General features: G+C 73.5%; 17 protein-coding genes. 7 read left to right on the top strand and 10 right to left on the bottom strand.

The window, feature by feature from the left end; translation table 11 throughout:
- Nucleotides 1-170: 170 nt before the first annotated feature.
- The 6 genes from ACWEMJ_RS23790 to ACWEMJ_RS23765 form a co-directional block, all read right to left on the bottom strand.
- On the bottom strand, nucleotides 171-1223 hold the full coding sequence (locus tag ACWEMJ_RS23790; protein WP_452139128.1) for an acyltransferase family protein: 1053 nt from the start codon (nucleotides 1221-1223) through the stop codon (nucleotides 171-173).
- Nucleotides 1224-1298: 75 nt separating this feature from the next.
- Complete coding sequence (locus ACWEMJ_RS23785; RefSeq protein ID WP_452139127.1) at nucleotides 1299-1943, bottom strand: response regulator transcription factor; 645 nt, start codon at nucleotides 1941-1943, stop codon at nucleotides 1299-1301.
- Nucleotides 1895-3172, bottom strand: coding sequence for a sensor histidine kinase (locus ACWEMJ_RS23780; RefSeq protein ID WP_452139126.1), 1278 nt, complete (start codon nucleotides 3170-3172; stop codon nucleotides 1895-1897). The genes ACWEMJ_RS23785 and ACWEMJ_RS23780 overlap by 49 nt, the downstream gene beginning before the upstream one ends.
- The gene (locus ACWEMJ_RS23775) at nucleotides 3169-3942 is read right to left on the bottom strand and encodes a CPBP family intramembrane glutamic endopeptidase (protein ID WP_452139125.1); all 774 of its coding nucleotides are present in this window, start codon (nucleotides 3940-3942) and stop codon (nucleotides 3169-3171) included. Before ACWEMJ_RS23775 ends, ACWEMJ_RS23780 begins: the two co-directional genes overlap by 4 nt.
- Nucleotides 3943-4059: 117 nt before the next feature.
- A complete protein-coding gene (locus ACWEMJ_RS23770; RefSeq protein ID WP_452139124.1) occupies nucleotides 4060-4293 on the bottom strand; it encodes a response regulator transcription factor in 234 nt (77 codons plus the stop codon).
- A gap of 37 nt (nucleotides 4294-4330) precedes the next feature.
- Nucleotides 4331-4519 (bottom strand): hypothetical protein, encoded by a 189-nt coding sequence (locus ACWEMJ_RS23765; protein ID WP_452139123.1) that lies wholly within the window; start codon nucleotides 4517-4519, stop codon nucleotides 4331-4333.
- Between the two features lie 290 nt (nucleotides 4520-4809).
- Here ACWEMJ_RS23765 and ACWEMJ_RS23760 point away from each other — a divergent pair, with 290 nt between their 5' ends.
- Nucleotides 4810-5310: a hypothetical protein gene (locus ACWEMJ_RS23760; RefSeq protein WP_452139122.1), complete on the top strand. Its 501-nt coding sequence runs from the start codon at nucleotides 4810-4812 to the stop codon at nucleotides 5308-5310.
- A 37-nt stretch (nucleotides 5311-5347) separates the two neighbouring features.
- Here the strand turns inward: ACWEMJ_RS23760 and ACWEMJ_RS23755 are convergent, their stop codons facing one another.
- Together ACWEMJ_RS23755 and ACWEMJ_RS23750 are read right to left on the bottom strand one after the other, a co-directional pair.
- The gene (locus tag ACWEMJ_RS23755) at nucleotides 5348-5755 is read right to left on the bottom strand and encodes a PIN domain-containing protein (protein ID WP_452139121.1); all 408 of its coding nucleotides are present in this window, start codon (nucleotides 5753-5755) and stop codon (nucleotides 5348-5350) included.
- Complete coding sequence (locus ACWEMJ_RS23750; RefSeq protein ID WP_452139120.1) at nucleotides 5752-6027, bottom strand: hypothetical protein; 276 nt, start codon at nucleotides 6025-6027, stop codon at nucleotides 5752-5754. Before ACWEMJ_RS23750 ends, ACWEMJ_RS23755 begins: the two co-directional genes overlap by 4 nt.
- A 188-nt stretch (nucleotides 6028-6215) precedes the next feature.
- Here ACWEMJ_RS23750 and ACWEMJ_RS23745 point away from each other — a divergent pair, with 188 nt between their 5' ends.
- Nucleotides 6216-8408, top strand: a complete 2193-nt coding sequence (locus ACWEMJ_RS23745; protein ID WP_452139119.1) for a terpene synthase family protein — start codon at nucleotides 6216-6218, stop codon at nucleotides 8406-8408.
- Between the two features lie 61 nt (nucleotides 8409-8469).
- On the opposite strand, the gene ACWEMJ_RS23740 is transcribed toward ACWEMJ_RS23745, so the two are convergent.
- A complete protein-coding gene (locus ACWEMJ_RS23740) occupies nucleotides 8470-9330 on the bottom strand; it encodes a peptidase (protein WP_452139118.1) in 861 nt (286 codons plus the stop codon).
- 2 nt (nucleotides 9331-9332) lie between these two features.
- Entirely contained in the window at nucleotides 9333-10655 is a 1323-nt protein-coding gene (locus ACWEMJ_RS23735) for a VWA domain-containing protein (RefSeq protein ID WP_452139117.1), read from the bottom strand.
- Between the two features lie 95 nt (nucleotides 10656-10750).
- Here ACWEMJ_RS23735 and ACWEMJ_RS23730 point away from each other — a divergent pair, with 95 nt between their 5' ends.
- The 5 genes from ACWEMJ_RS23730 to ACWEMJ_RS23710 all read left to right on the top strand — a co-directional run bounded on the left by ACWEMJ_RS23730 (nucleotide 10751) and on the right by ACWEMJ_RS23710 (nucleotide 15767).
- Nucleotides 10751-11584: an ABC transporter ATP-binding protein gene (locus ACWEMJ_RS23730; RefSeq protein WP_452139116.1), complete on the top strand. Its 834-nt coding sequence runs from the start codon at nucleotides 10751-10753 to the stop codon at nucleotides 11582-11584.
- On the top strand, nucleotides 11581-12231 hold the full coding sequence (locus ACWEMJ_RS23725; RefSeq protein ID WP_452139115.1) for an ABC transporter: 651 nt from the start codon (nucleotides 11581-11583) through the stop codon (nucleotides 12229-12231). The genes ACWEMJ_RS23730 and ACWEMJ_RS23725 overlap by 4 nt, the downstream gene beginning before the upstream one ends.
- A gap of 104 nt (nucleotides 12232-12335) precedes the next feature.
- Complete coding sequence (locus ACWEMJ_RS23720; protein WP_452139114.1) at nucleotides 12336-12839, top strand: DUF1269 domain-containing protein; 504 nt, start codon at nucleotides 12336-12338, stop codon at nucleotides 12837-12839.
- An 88-nt stretch (nucleotides 12840-12927) separates the two neighbouring features.
- The gene (locus ACWEMJ_RS23715) at nucleotides 12928-14265 is read left to right on the top strand and encodes an FtsW/RodA/SpoVE family cell cycle protein (RefSeq protein ID WP_452139113.1); all 1338 of its coding nucleotides are present in this window, start codon (nucleotides 12928-12930) and stop codon (nucleotides 14263-14265) included.
- 86 nt (nucleotides 14266-14351) lie between these two features.
- Nucleotides 14352-15767, top strand: coding sequence for a penicillin-binding transpeptidase domain-containing protein (locus tag ACWEMJ_RS23710; RefSeq protein WP_452139137.1), 1416 nt, complete (start codon nucleotides 14352-14354; stop codon nucleotides 15765-15767).
- Nucleotides 15768-15774 lie beyond the last annotated feature (7 nt).

Below are 15774 nucleotides of genomic sequence, written 5' to 3'. Positions count from 1 at the left end.
CGCCGGCACTCGCCCCGGGTGGTCCACCGGGCGGAGTCGTCGCCGACCGGCACCCTGATCCACTCGCCCTGCAAGCCGTTCCTCCGTGATCGCTCCACCGCCGCCCCGGCAGCTTAGCGACCGGCCGTACGCCGACGGCGCGGTTCCGCGAACCGCCCGGACGAACGCGGCTACCGGCGCAGCAGCAGACCCAGGCGCGGGGCCAGCAGCGGGCGCAGCGGGCGGGTGACCGGGGGAGTGGAGAGCAGCAGGGCGAGTGCGGCGGCGCCGGCGGTGAGGGCGAGCCGGCCGGCGGGGGAGGCGAGGAACCCTCCGGCGTAGGCGCCGCTGTGGACCATGGCGAGCTGCAGGAACGGGTGCACCAGGAAGGCGGACATGCCGGCCGCGCCGAGGGCGGTGAACCAGCCGCGGCGGGTCGGCGTGAGGGCGAGGAAGGCCGCGCCGAGCAGCGCCCCGGCGGCGTTGACGGCCAGCGAGAGGGCCGCCCAGCGCAGGTAGCCGGAGTGCAGGCCGGCGGCGCTCGCGCTGCGGTACAGCCAGGCGGCGTCCAGGCGCGGCGCCGCCCAGTACGCGGCGACGGCGGCGAGCGCGAACAGCACGGCGGCTGGCACCCGCAGGGCGCGGCGGCCGCGCAGGGCGAGCACCCGGTCGCGGTCGAGGGTGAGGCCGGCGACGAAGAACGGCAGGAACTGCAGGGTCCGGCCGATCGACAGCTGCGGGGTCAGCGGGAGCGCCCCGGCGAGCAGCGAGATCGCGACGGCCACGGTGACGGGTGCGCGCACCTGCCGCCACAGCGGGGCGCTCAGCCGCCACAGGAACAGCGACAGCAGGAACCACGTCACCCAGGCGGGCGTGAGCAGGTCCGGTGCGAACGGGCGGCCGTCCAGCCAGGACGTGTACCCGCCGAGCAGCGTCGTCCACAGCAGGTAGGGCACCAGGACGCCGCCGATCAGCCGGTTCAGTTGCTGCGGCCGGGCGGTGAAGGAGCGGGAGAACCAGCCGGAGACGAACACGAACACCGGCATGTGGAAGGCGTACACCAGCAGGTACGCGGCGTGCACCGCCCGGTTGCCGGGCTGCCGGGCGAGCGGCTCCCAGAAGTGCCCGCACACCACCAGGACCAGGGCCAGCAGCTTGGCGTTGTCGAAGAACGCCTCCCGGCCGCCGGTCCGCTCGCCCGTGGCGGGCGGCGAGGACGGCGCGGCGGACGGTTCGGCGAGCAAGGAGACCTCCGGGTTCGGCGGGCGGCGACCTTCAGACTCTACGAGCCCGGGGCCGCCGCGCCCGTCAGCGGCCCGTCAGCGCTTCAGGTAGGCGAGCACGGCCAGCACCCGGCGGTTCGCGTCCGGCGTGTTGTCGATCCGGAGCTTGGCGAAGATCGCGGCGGTGTGCTTGGCCACCGCGCTCTCGCTGATGTGGAGTTCGGCCATCACGGCGGCGTTGGAGCGGCCCTCGGCCATCAGCCGCAGCACGTCGAGCTCGCGGGGCGAGAGTTCGGCGGTGGTGCCCCGGGCGGTGGAGCGGGCCATCAGGCGGGCGATCACCTGGGGGTCCATCACGGTGCCTCCGGAGGCGACGGTGCGGACGGCGTCGATGAACTGCGCGGTGTGCGTGACCCGGTCCTTGAGCAGGTAGCCGACCGCGCCCTGCCCGTCCGCGAGCAGCTCCTGCGCGTACAGCTGCTCCACGTACTGGGACAGCACCAGCACCGGCAGCGCGGGCCGCTCCCGGCGGACGGTCAGTGCGGCCTGCAGGCCCTCGTCGGTGTGGGTGGGCGGCAGGCGGATGTCGACCACGGCCACGTCCGGGTTCAACTCCCGCAGGGCGCGCAGCAGTTCGGGGCCGCTCTCGACGGCGGCGGCGACCTCGAAGCCGTGCTCGGCGAGGGTGCGGCTCAGGCCGTCACGGAGGAGGAAGAGGTCTTCGGCGAGGACGACGCGCACGGGAGCTCCAGGGTCGCGGTGGTCGGTCCGCCCGGCGGGCTGACCAGGGCGAGGGTGCCGTCGAAGGCGGCCAGTCGGCGGCGCACCCCGGCCAGGCCGGTGCCGCGCTCCGGGTCGGCGCCGCCGCGGCCGTCGTCGGTGACGGTGGCCCGCAGCAGGTCGCCGGTGCAGCGCAGCCGGATCCGCACGGTGCTGCCGCCGGAGTGCTTGCCCGCGTTGGCGAGCAGTTCGGCGATCGCGAAGTAGGCGGCGCCCTCGACGGCGGCGGGCAGCCGGCCGGGCAGTTCGGCGTCCACCTCGACGTCCAGGAAGGCGTCCAGGGCGAGCGAGCGGAGGGCGTCGGGCAGGCCGCGGTCGGCGAGCACCGGCGGCAGGATGCCGTGCACCAGGTCGCGCAGCTCCTGCAGGGCCCGCTGGGAGCCGGCCCGGACCTCGCCGAGCAGCAGGCGGGCCGCCGCCGGGTCGCTCTCCAGCAGGCGCTCGGCTCGGTCGATGGTCAGGCCGAGGGCGACCAGCCGGGCCTGCGCGCCGTCGTGCAGGTCGCGTTCGATCCGGCGCAGTTCGGCGGCCTGGGTGTCCAGCGCGTCGGCCCGGCTGTCCGTCAGCTCGCCGATCCGCCGCTCCAGCCGGGTCGCGTACGGGTCGCCCAGCAGCCGCCCGGTCCACTTGCCGTAGCGGACCAGCAGCGGGACGGCCAGCCACAGGCCGGCCGCGATGTAGCCGAGGCCGAGGGCGACGGCGGCGAGCATGGCGCCGGTGGAGCCCACCGGCAGGAATCCGTACTGGTTGCCCGGGCCGAGGTGCCGCCACACGAACGGCTCCACCAGCACGCCGAACAGGCCGTGGCCGACCAGCGTCGGCGGGACGGCGACCAGCAGGCCGGCGCTGCACGGGCCGAAGCAGCACCAGGCGAGGTCCCGCCAGAACGCGGTCGAGCCGAGCACCGCCGCGGCCCGGCCGGTGACGGTCCACGCGTCGGGCGGCGGCTCCGGCGCGTCGAGCACGGTGCCCGTCCAGCGGGCGGTGCGCTCGCGCTCCTGGTCCGCGGCCCGGCGCAGCATCCGGGCGGTGGGCGGCAGCAGCCACAGGCCCACGCCGACCGGCAGCAGGGCCAGTGCGCCGAGCACCGCGAGCGAGCGCAGCGACGTCACCAGGGAGGCCAGCGACAGCCGCGAGCAGCGCCAGAGGGCGACGGGCGGCCCGGCGAAACGATTCTGTCGATCCGTCATGTCGTGGCGAGCCTATCCGTGTGCGCCGGGCGGCGGTCGGCCAGGACCCAGGGCAGCGCGACCAGCACGCTCGCCGCGCCGAACAGCACCATCGGCTCCACCGCGCCGGACTCCTCGTCCAGGAACAGCAGCATGCCCAGGTTCACCAGGGTGTGGAAGCCGCCGGCGAGCAGCAGCCGGTGCGAACCGATCCGCTCGCAGGCCAGGCCCAGCAGCACCGACATGGCGACCGCCGCCGCCAGGAACCCGACTGCGAACGCCGGGGCCTGCGTGAACACCTGCACGTGCCAGGCGCCCCACAGCAGGCCCACCGTCACGGACGAGGCGATCGGACCGAAACGGGTGCGCAGCAGCGGCTGCAACAGGCAGCGCCAGCCGATCTCCTCGCCGCAGGCGCCGAGCAGTTGGGCCGCGACGATCACTCCGAACGGCGCGGCCAGCGCGCCCGGATCGCGTGCCGCGACGCCGCCGTGCAGCAGCAGTGCGCCGGCCACCGCCAGCGCCGTGATGGACAACGCGCTGAGCAGCAGCTTGCCGCGCGGGCCGCGAGGTCCGCCCGCGTGGCCGGCCGCCAGCAGGCTCCGCACCTGCGCGGGCCGCCACAGGGCGACCGCGGCCACGCCCAACGCCGGTCCGAACTGGGTCAGTTGGAGGACCTCGTCGGGCAGGCCGGTGTACGGCTGGAGCGAGCCCAGCATCCCGGCGGCCGGGAAGGCCACCGAGAGGAACAGGGCGGCCGGACCGAACCAGGTGGGCCGTTCTTCGTGCATCGGAGTTCGCCTCTCGGGACGGATCGTGGTGTCACCCACGACGATCCCGTTCCGGCGCGTCCGTTCCACTGCACCCACCTGCCCGACCGGGGTGCAGCTGGGTACACCCCTTGATCGCTACGCGGCCTGCGCGGGCAGCCGGGACGCCAGCAGGGCGAGCTGCACCTGCGAGCTGACACCGGACTTGGCGCGGATCCGGCGCAGATAGGTGTCGACGGTGTGCGGGCTCAGCCCCAGCCGGCGGGCGATCGCCGCGTAGCTGGCGCCTTCGCCGACCAGGTGCAGCACCTGGAGCTCACGGCGGCTGAACTCGACTTCGGCAACAGGGCGTTGGACGGTGACAGCGTGCATGGGAACTCCCGGGGGCGAGGGGGCGGAAACGGGGGGACTACTGCCAGGGCTCGCAGTGCGGGGTCTCGCAGGCGCCGCCCCACGAGGTGTCGCCGTTGAGCACGGCGTCCGCCGGCACGACCGCCGCCGGCCCCTGCGGGGCGGACCCGGCGGTGGCCGAGGCCTGCGGGACGACGGCGATCAGGGCCGCGGCGGCGACGGCGGCGAGAGTGAGGGCGCGCTTCATGAAGGCCTCCGAGGGCGAGGGTGGTTGCGGGGTGCCGGGGAGCGTGGCCTGCGTGCTCCGGCCTGCATCCAGCATGTCCGCGTCGATCGCCCCTGGACCACCGGCAGCCCACCTCATCAACTGCGTTGGCAGCAAGGTGAACCGAGATCAAAAGGGATTTCGCGCAGCAAATCGCGGCAAACGGAGCCCTGTTGGATGCGGACGATACGCTTCGCTTGGTGTTCGAAGCATCGAACTGCGGTGCGGGGAGACGGGAGACGCAGCATGGGGGACCGCATGGAGGCATCCGGATGAGCGACTGGCATCCGCCGGCGCCGCCCGGGCTGCACACCGGCCCGTTGCGGCGGCGCTCCGCGCTCGGGCTGTGGCTGCAGTTCGGGCTGCAGTGGTTCTGGCTGCCGATCCGGATCACCTACGACTTCCTCAACGGATCGTCGGCGTTCGACGGCACCGCCGAGCCCGGCGCCTCCAAGTTCGTGCTCACGCCCAGCCGCTACCGCCTGGAGCGGCACGGCACCCGGGAGGAGTGGGAGGCCTGGGCCGCGCGGGCACTCGACCGGGGCATCGAGCGCGGACTGGGCGTGGTGCGGCAGAACCTGGACTTCAACAAGGCCAAGTACCGCTACAAGTTCAAGGGCAGGGCCCTGGTGCCCACGACGACCGTGCACCGGCGCTACTACCGCGGCATCGGCCTGGAGGGTCTCGCCGCCCTCGCCGCCGCCCGGGGCTGGCAACTGGAGTGGAACAACGTGGACTTCGGGGAGGCCACGCTCAGCATTCGGCAGCCCTGACGACCCGGCCGTCCCGGCCACGACAGTGCCGGGCGGGTCAAGTCTCCCTGATGATCACGCGGCTCCCGCAGAGCTTCGACCAGTCGTCGCGGTCGGAGGTCAGGACGACAACGGGGGCCGGGGCGCGGAGCGCGAGCGCTGCGACGAGGGCGTCGATGGCGTACTTGTGCCCGTGCAGGCCGCCGGCGTCCCGAAGGAGCGCCACGGCGGTCAGCGAGTCGTCCTGGGTGACCGGTTCCACGCGCAGGCGGGAGAGGAGCCAGTTCAGACGGGCGGAGTCCGTCCGGTCGTGGACCGCCTCGACGATGGTCAGGACGGAGACGAGGACGGGGACCCCCGACTGTCGGGACGCTTCGAGGCGCGCCGCCATCCTGCGGTCGTTGCGGAGCAGGAGCGAGAACGCCTGGGAGTCGAGGACCAGCGAACGGGCGGGCTGGTCCTTCACGCAGCGTCCCGGCCGGTCTGCCGGGAATGCTCGTCCGCTCCGAACAGCTCGCGGCGGGCCTCCTCCACTTCCTGCTCCGTCAGCGCTCCGTGCTCGGCCTCGTGCGCCGCGACGATGTCGGCGAGGCCGTCCATGGCGAGCTGATGACGGAGGGCCTCGGTGATGTAACCGGACACGCCGCGGTGCCCGGCCCGTGAGCGGAGCTCCGACAGGAGGTCGGTGGGCAGGGAGACGGAGACGTTCTCGGTGCCTCCGGCGCGAGTGGGCTTCATGCCGCCAGTGTACGACTGGAACTATTACAAACGGGTGCGCATGCGCGAGGCCCGAGCGGTTCACTCGTTCGGGTGGATTGTGGTGGGTGGGCGGCGGATTCGGGGGTGGGTGACCGAGGGTCGGAGGGCTCGTTAGGCATGTGCGCCGAATCTCTGTCGTCGATGGTCGGAAAAAGGGGCGGGACCCAGTGGCTCAGCCGTTCGAACTGCCGGACTTCTACGTGCCGTACCCGGCGCGGATCAACCCGCACTACGAGAAGGCGCGGGTGCACACCAAGGAGTGGGCGCGCGGCTTCGGCATGCTGGAGGGCTCGGGGATCTGGGAGGAGCACGATCTCGACTCGCACGACTACGCGCTGCTCTGCTCGTACACCCACCCCGACTGCGACAGCGAGGCGCTCGACCTCGTCACCGACTGGTACACCTGGGTGTTCTTCTTCGACGACCACTTCCTGGAGATCTTCAAGCGCACCCTCGACCGCGAGGGCGGCAAGGCCTACCTGGACCGCCTGCCCGCCTTCATGCCGATGGACCTCGCCGACGGGTTCCCCGAACCCACCAACCCCGTCGAGGCGGGCCTGGCGGACCTGTGGCAGCGCACCGTCCCGCACATGTCGGCCGACTGGCGGGCCCGGTTCGCCGAATCGACCCGGCACCTGCTGAACGAGTCCCTGTGGGAGCTCTCCAACATCAACGAGGGCCGGATCTCCAACCCCGTCGAGTACATCGAGATGCGCCGCAAGGTCGGCGGCGCCCCCTGGTCGGCCGGTTTGATCGAGTACGCCGCGCACGCCGAGGTGCCGGAGGCGGTCGCGTACTCCCGGCCGCTGCGGGTGCTGCGGGACGCCTTCTCGGACGGCGTCCACCTGCGCAACGACCTGTTCTCGTACCAGCGCGAGATCCAGGAGGAGGGCGAACTCTCCAACGGCGTCCTGGTGTTGGAGACCTTCCTCGGCTGCTCCACCCAGCAGGCCGCGGACGCCGTCAACGACCTGCTCACCTCCCGGCTCCAGCAGTTCGAGAACACCGCGCTGACCGAACTCCCCGGCCTGTTCGCCGAGTACGCGCTCGGCCCGGAGGAGATCGCCCGCGTCCTCGCCTACGTCAAGGGCATGCAGGACTGGCAGTCCGGCGGCCACGAGTGGCACATGCGCTCCAGCCGCTACATGAACGGCGGCGGCGCCGCGGCCCCCGTCCTCGGCCCCAAGGGCCTCGGCACCTCCGCCGCCAACATCCGCCTTGCCGCGGGCATCCGCGGCCTGCGCAGCTTCACCAACGTCCCGCACCGCAGGGTCGGCCCGTCGCTGATGCCCGACTTCCCGATGCCGTACCCCGTCTCGATCAACCCGCACCTGGACGCCTCCCGCGAGTACGTCGTCCGCTGGGCCCGCGAGTTCGGCCTGCTCGACCCCGAGCCCGGCGTCCCCGCCTCCGACATCTGGAACGAACAGCAGCTCCGCGACTACGACTTCCCGCTCTGCGCCGCCGGCATCGACCCCGACGGCACCCCCGCCGAACTCGACCTCAGCTCCGCCTGGCTCACCTGGGGCACCTACGCCGACGACTACTACCCGCCGGTCTTCGGCCGCCCCCGCGACCTGCTCGGCGCGAAAGCCGCCAACGAGCGGCTGTACGCGCTGATGACGCTCGACGGCAGCCTCCCGTTCGAGCCGCGCAACGCCCTCGAAGCCGGCCTCGCCGACCTCTGGCAGCGCACCATCGTCCCGTTCTCCGACACCGCCCGGGCCAAGTTCCGCAAGGCCGTCGGCGACATGATCGACAGCTGGCTGTGGGAGCTCGCCAACGGCGCGCAGAACCGCATCCCCGACCCCGTCGACTACATCGAGATGCGACGCGCCACCTTCGGCTCCGACCTGACGATGAGCCTGTCCCGGCTCGGCCGGGGCGAGACCATCCCCGACGAGGTGTATGCGAGCGGCACCATGCGGGCGATCGAGAACTCGGCGGCGGACTACGCCTGCCTGGTCAACGACCTGCACTCGTACCAGAAGGAGATCGAGTACGAGGGCGAGGTGCACAACCTGGTCCGGGTGGTGGAGAACTTCTTCTCCTGCGAGTACCCCGTGGCGGTGGACATCGTCGCCGACCTGATGAACTCCCGGCTGAGCCAGTTCCAGCACGTCGTGGACGGTGAACTCCCGCTGCTCAAGCAGGACTTCGCGATCGAGGGCGAGACGGCGGACGCCCTCGACGGGTACGTCCGCGAGCTGGAGGACTGGATGGCCGCCGTCCTCAACTGGCACCGGCAGTGCAGGCGTTACACGGAGGACGTGCTGAAGCGGCACTTCGCCCAGGAGGTCCCGGTGACGGCGGACCTGGGGATGTCGGCGGCGCGGATCCTCGCCACGCTCGGCCGGTAGGCGCGAAACGCAGGCGGGCGCGACAGCAGTCTTCGCGCCCGCCTGCGTGGTGCTCACGCCCCTACGGGTGCTGGTGCTGGTGCGGCCGTTGGCCGCGGGGGTGGCGGGTGAGGGTGTAGCCCAGGACGCCCGCGAGGGCGGCGAGGATGCCGCCGGCGGCGGTCCACCACCAGCGGGTGTTCCAGCCGGAGAAGAGGTCGGAGTACCAGTGGGTCTCCTCCGCGGCGGGGCCCGCCGCGTACGCGGCGCTGGCGCTGGGGGCCGGGGTCGCCGCGTTGCCGCTCGCGGTGGAGCCGGCGTTGACCGGCGGGACGAGCGGGGCCTTGAGCGAGCCGCCCTCGGGCTGGGCGTCGTTCACGCCGCCCTTGGTGGCGACGTGGACGCGGACCTGGGAGGCGAGGCCGAGGTCCTGCTGCGGGATGTCGCTGGTGGACAGCCGGATGTAGTAGGTGCCGGGCAGCGGGTCGCCGGACCAGGGCTCGGCCCAGGAGCGGATCTGCCGCAGGGTGCAGCTCAGGTCGAGCGTGGTGGCGCTCTGCTCGGCGGTGCCGTTCTGCGGTCCGGCGGTGCAGGCCTGGCGGCGGCGCAGGCCGTCGAAGAGCTCGACGGTCCAGGTCTGCGCGCCGTGCCGGTCGGCGGCCTCCGGCAGGGTGACCTTGACCTGGACGGTGGCGGTCTGGCCCTCGGCGGCCGGGAACGCCCAGTACAGGTAGTCGCCGGTGGAGACGGGAACGTCCGCGTCCTGCCCGGCGGCCAGCGTGGTCGCCGTCAGGAAGCTGGTGCCGACCGAGTTGAGCACCGGCTTGGCGCTGCCACTGGCGGACGGTGACGGCGAGGGCGAGGCCGCGCTCGCGCCGGGCGCCAGCAGCAGGAGGCCGGTCAGCGCGGCCGCGGGGGCCGCGAGGGTGAAGAGCTTGCGCATCGTCAGTTCTCCCGCCAGACGGCGATCCGCCAGCGTGCCAGCCAGCCGAAGACCAGACCGGCGAGCAGGCCGGCCAGGGTGAGGACGCCGAGCAGGATCCAGCCGCGGCCGAGGCCCATCGCGGGCCCGTCGGGCGCGGGGGAGGCGGCGGTGACGTCGACGGTCAGCTCCAGCGGCAGGCCGGCGTCGGCCTGGACGGCGCCCTGGCCGGCGAAGGAGTTGCTGACGATCAGGCAGACGGTGCGGTCGGTGCTCGCCGCGCCGCTCTTGGAGCTCGGCGACGGGGAGGCCGATTCGCCGCCGGGCGCGGACCAGCGGACGCCGGTGGACGCCACGTCGGTGCGGCCGGAGCCGGCGTCGTTGCCGCGGACCAGTTCCTGGCCGCTGGTGTCGGTGGCCTGCAGCATCACCCCGTAGTCGCGGGCGACGGCCCGGTCGGGCGTGACGCTGACCGAGGCGCGCAGTTCCTGGCCGGCCTTCACCGGCACCCGGTACACCCGGTGCTCGGAGAACTTCTCCCGGTCGCTGTACACGCCGGGCGCCAGGATCGGCGCGCTCGCGCACTGCTCGGCGCCGGCCACCTTGGCGGGCGTGATGGTGTGGGTGTCCTGGGCCCGGGTGACGATCTGCTTGACCCGCTGGGTCAGCTGCTCCTGGGTGCGGACGTCGGTGAAGGTGCCGCCGGTGGCGTTGGCGATGCACAGCAGCTGCTGGCGGGTCTTGTCGTCGTGCGCCAGGCCGAGGGTGTCGATCACCAGGTGGATGCCCTGGCTGGCGAGCTCGCGGGCCACGTCGCACGGGTCGGGCGGGGCGCAGGTGTCCTCGCCGTCGGTGATCAGCACGATCCGGCGGGTGGTCGGCCCGGTGCCGAGGTCCTGGGCGGCGGCCCGCAGCGCCACGCCGATCGGGGTCCAGCCGCTCGGGCGGACGGTGGCGACGGCGGTCTTGGCCTCGACCTTGTTGGTCTTGCCGACCGGGAAGAGCTGCTGGGTGTCCTTGCAGCCCTCCTTCTGGTCGTTGCCCGGGTAGGTGGCGCCGAGCGTGCGCAGGCCGAACTCGGTCTCGGCGGGCAGCGCGTCGATGACCTCGTTGATGGACTGCTGGGCGACCGAGATCCGGCTCTTGCCCTGGATGTCGGTGGTCCGCATCGACCCCGACCCGTCGAGGACGAGGTCGACCTTGGGCGCTTCGATCGCGGCGGGCGGGGCCCCGGGTTCGTCGGCGAACGCGGGCAGGGTGCTCAGCACGGTGCCGGCGACTATCGTCAGCGCCCCGAGCAGGGCGGCGCCGCGGGCCGTCCGTCGTTTCTTGGTAAGGGTGATCACCGCCGCATCCTAGGGACCGTCAGTTCCAATCGCCCAATGCGGGTGGTGAGCGCGACGTACCCTGAACTGGTCGGCACAGCAGGCGGGGAGAGCACATGACGGTGCGTCTGGCGGGCGTCGGGAAACGCTACGGGCGCGGCGGCGCGTGGGTGTTGCGAGACGTCGATCTGACGCTCGGCGCGGGCGCGCTGGTGCGGATCGAGGGCGCCAACGGCAGCGGCAAGTCGACGCTGCTGAAGCTGCTCGCGGGCATCGAACGCGCCGACCGGGGCACGGTCGAGGCCCCGGCGGGCCGGGCGTACGTCCCCGAGCGGTTCCCGCCCGCGCTGCCGTTCGACGCCCGCGACTACCTGTGCCACCTGGGCCGGATCCGCGGCCTGGCCGCCGGGGAGGCATGCCGGCGGGCCGACCACTGGCTGGAGCGCTTCGGCATCACCGGCTACGCCGGCACCCCGATCGGCCGCCTCTCCAAGGGGACGTGCCAGAAGGTCGCGGTGGCCCAGGCCCTGCTCGCCGAGGCCGAGTTGCTGCTGCTGGACGAGGCGTGGACGGGCCTCGACCAGGGTGCCAGGGCCGAGCTCGACGCCGCGGTCGCCGAGCGCGCGGCCGCCGGCGGCCTGGTGGTGTTCGTCGACCACGACCCGACCCGGCTGGCGGGCCTGGCCACCGGCGGGCACCGGGTCCGCGACGGCGTGCTGCACGAGGCGCCGGTGCGGGCCGTCGACCCGGACGGGCCGCGCACCGTGCTGGTGGTCGAGGCGGAGGCGCTCCCCGAGTGGCTGCCCGGCCGGCCCGAACGCAAGCCGCTGGCCGACGGCGCCACCCGGCTGGACGTGCCGGCCGCGCACTCCGACGCGCTGCTGCGCCGCCTGCTGGCCGCGCACCCGCCGGTGCACATCAGGTCCGTCCAGGAGGAGAGCGGGCGATGACGCTGCGCATGCTGACGCGCTACCACCTGGAGCTGCTGCTGCGCTCCCAGCGCTGGCTGGCGCCCGGGCTGTGCTACCTGGTGCTGCTGGGCCTCGGGGTGTCCGGCGGCGACGACGTGCTGGCGGGGGCGGCGTTCTCGGCGGGCCTGCTGGTGCCGGTGACGGGCTGGCTGGTGCGCGCGGCGGTGACGGCGGAGCCCGCGCAGTCCCGGGCCTGCCTGGTCGCGGCGGCGGGCTGGCGGCGGGTGCACCTGTCGGCGCTGCTGGCGGCCGCGCTGGCCGGGCTGGCGCTGGGCGCGGCGGGCCTGGCGGCGGTGCTGCTGATGGGCGGCGGCGACGTCGGCCCGGCCGTGGCGGGCGGCCTGGCGGCCACCGTGGTGTGCGCGCTGACCGGCGCGGCGGTCGGCGCGGTGTGCAACCGCCCGGTGGTGGCGGCCGCGCAGTACGCGGTGCCGCTGGGCCTGGGCGCGGTGGTGCTGGTGCTGCTGGTGCCGGGCTCGCCGGCGAACGCCGTGGTGCGGGCGCTGGTGCTGGGCGCACGGCACCACGTGCTGTCCGTGCCGTGGTGGACGCTGCCGGGCGCGGCGGCCCTGGCGGCGGCCGCCTGGTGGGCGGCGGTGACGGCGGCGACGCGCCGCGGCGAGTGAGCGTCCGGCGGAACCGGACACACCGCAGGGGATCGAATTAAATATGGCGAATCCTGGCTAGGGTGCTGGGGACGTGCCCGAATGCCCTGCTGGAAGGACCTGCTGTGAGCAACCTGTTCGCGATCGCCTACCCCGATGTCGCCACCGCGCAGAACGTCCGGGACGAGCTGATCGGCCTGCAGAAGCAGCGGCTGATCGACCTGGAGGACATCGTGGTGGTCGAGCGCCGCGACGACGGGAAGATCAAGCTCCACCAGGCGGTGTCCAACACCGGCCTCGGCGCGGCCTCCGGCGCCCTGTGGGGCGGCGTCATCGGCCTGCTGTTCCTGATGCCGGTGATCGGCGCGGCGATCGGCGGCGCGACCGGCGCGGCCGTCGGCGCCTCCACCGACACCGGCGTCGACGACAACTTCATGCGCCAGGTCGGCCAGAAGCTGGCCCCGGGCAGCGCCGCCGTGTTCGCGCTGGTGCGCACCGCCACCCAGGACAAGGTGATCCCGGCCGTCGCGAAGTTCGGCGGCGAGCTGATCCAGACCTCGCTCAGCCACGAGGAGGAGGAGCACCTGCGGGAGATCGCCCGCGCGGCGAACCCCGCTTCCACGCTCTGACGCTCTCCCAGGCTGTACCGGCGGGGTGCCGGGCGGTGGTCGCCCGGCACCCCGCCGTCCCTGCCCGTACGAGCCGGCGAGGACGGCTGTGGCCACTGACTCCGCGACCCGGACATCCGGCCCGCGACGCTCCCGCCGGTGGACCGAACTGCTGCTGGTGGTCGCCGCGGTGGGGCTGGCGGTGTTCGGGTACGTCGAGGTGGGCGTCGACCTCGACGGCCAGGCCCCGCCGGACGCCGCCCAGTACGGCGCCGCACTGGGGGTGTTGGCGCTGCTCGCGCACGGCGCGGTGCGCTGGCGGGCGCGGTGGGCGGACCCGCTGCTGCTGCCGATCGCGGTGCTGCTGAACGGCATCGGACTGGTCGTCATCTACCGGCTGGACCGCAACACCCCGCACCACGAGGCCGCCCCCACCCAACTGCTCTGGTCCACCCTCGGCGTGGGCCTGTTCATCGCGGTGCTGCTCCTGCTGCGCGACCACCGCAGGCTCCAGCGCTACGCGTACATCGGCGCGTTCGTGGCCCTCGTCCTGCTGGTGCTGCCGGTGTTCTTCCCGCCCGTGTACGGCTCGCGGATCTGGGTGACGCTCGGTCCGCTGTCGTTCCAGCCCGGCGAGTTCGCGAAGGTCCTGCTGGCGGTGTTCTTCGCCGCCTACCTGGCCCGGCACCGCGACGCGCTCGCCCTGACCGGCCGTCGGGTGCTGTGGTTCCGGCTGCCGCTCGGCCGGGTGCTCGGGCCGGTGCTGCTGATCTGGGCGGCGTTCGTCGGGGTGCTGGTCCTGGAGACCGACCTCGGCACCTCGCTGCTGTTCTTCGGCCTGTTCGTGGTGATGCTGTACGTGGCCACCGCCCGCACCGGCTGGATCGTCATCGGCCTGCTGCTGTCGGCGGTCGCCGCCGTCGGGGTGGGCTGGCTGTCGCCGCACGTGCACAGCCGGGTCACCGACTGGCTGCACCCGCTGGCGTCGATCGAGGCCGGGCAGGGCGCCAACCAGATCGCCCAGTCGCTGTTCGCGTTCGCCTGGGGCGGGCAGCTCGGCACCGGCCTGGGCCTCGGGCACTCCGCGCTGATCGGCTTCGCCACCAAGTCCGACTTCATCCTCGCCACCATCGGCGAGGAACTCGGCCTGACCGGCCTGCTCGCGGTGTTCCTGCTGTACGCCGTGCTGGTCTCCCGGGGCTTTCGCACCGGCATCGCGCTGCGCGACCCGTTCGGGCGGCTGCTCGCCATCGGCCTGGCCGCGCTGGTCGCCATCCAGGTGTTCGTGGTGGCCGGTGGCGTCCTCGACCTGATCCCGCTGACCGGCATGACGCTGCCGTTCATCGCACAGGGCGGCTCCTCGGTGGTCACCAACTGGATCATCGTGGCGCTGCTGGTGCGGATGAGCGACCTCGCCCGCCGCCCCGACCCCGCGGAGGCGGCATGAGGCTCACCCGCCCCGACGGCGCCGACGGCGGGCCGCAGGACCTGCCCGGCATCTCCACCACCGGCCGCCGCGCCGCCACCTTCTGCATGCTGCTGATCATCGTGCTGGCCGTCCAGGGCACCCGGGTGCAGGTCTTCCAGAAGGACGAACTCGACCACAACAGCGCCAACCAGCGCGCCGTCATCCAGCGGTACGCGCAGCCCCGGGGCAACCTGATCGTCGGTCGGCCCGTCACCGGCTCCGCCGCCACCGGCGGCCGCCTCGCCTACCGGCGGACCTACACCGACGGCCCGCTGTACGCCGCCGTCACCGGCTACTCCTCGCAGCTCTACGGCAACACCCAGCTGGAAGGCGTCTACGACGACCTGCTCACCGGCACCGACCCCCGGCTGGCCGGCTGGGCGGTCTGGGACGCCATCACCCGCCGGCAGCAGCCCGGCGGCGACGTGGTCACCACCATCGACCCGGCCGTGCAGCGCGCCGCCATGCAGGGGCTCGGCGGCCAGCAGGGCGCCGTCGCCGCGATCGAACCCGCCACCGGCCGGATCCTCGCGCTGGCCTCCGCCCCCAGCTACGACCCCGGCTCCATCGCCGGCGCCAACGGCCAGGACGCCTGGGCGAAACTCCAGGCCGACCCCGACCAGCCGATGCTCAACCGGGCCCTGCGGCAGATCTACCCGCCCGGCTCCACCTTCAAGGTGGTCACCGCCGCGGCCGTCCTCGCCAACGGCACCGTCGGCGACATCCACACCCCCACCGGCGCGCCCTACCCGTACGTCCTGCCCGGCACCACCACCACGCTCAACAACGACACCGCCGCCTGCGACCGGGAAGGGCTGTCGCTGGACGAGGCGATGACGCTGTCCTGCAACAGCGTGCTGGGCTGGCTCGGCGAGCAGACCGGCCTCGACCGGATGGCCGCGATGGCGGAGAGGTTCGGCTTCAACGACGCCAAGCTCGACACCCCGGTACGGGCCGCCCGCTCCAACTTCGACACCGACATGAACAGTTCGCAGCTGGCGCTGTCCTCGATCGGCCAGTACGACACCGCCGCCTCGCCGCTGGTGATGGCGATGGTCGCCGCCGGGGTCGCCGCCGGCGGAGAGGTGATGCATCCACAGCTTGTGGACAGACTCACCAAGGCCGACGGCACCCAGGTCCAGCTGATGCGCCCCACCCTGTACCGGCAGGCCTTCGGGCCCGGCGTCGCCGCCCAGCTGCGCCGGCTCATGGTGGACGTGGTGGAGAACGGCACCGGCGGCAACGCGCGGATCCCCGGCGTCGAGGTCGGCGGCAAGACCGGCACCGCCGAACACGGCGTCGGCAACACCGGCACCCCGTACGCCTGGTTCATCGCCTGGGCCCGCCCGGCCGGCTCCACCGACACCCCGCCCGTCGCCGTCGCCGTGGTGGTCGCCGACAGCGAGGCCACCGACGTCACCGGCGGCGGACTGGCCGCGCCCATCGCCAAGGCGGTCATGCAGGCCGCGCTCGGCCGGTGACCGGCGC

The sequence above is a fragment of the Kitasatospora sp. NPDC004531 genome (assembly GCF_053602195.1).
This window is presented reverse-complemented; position numbering and strand designations above follow the sequence as displayed.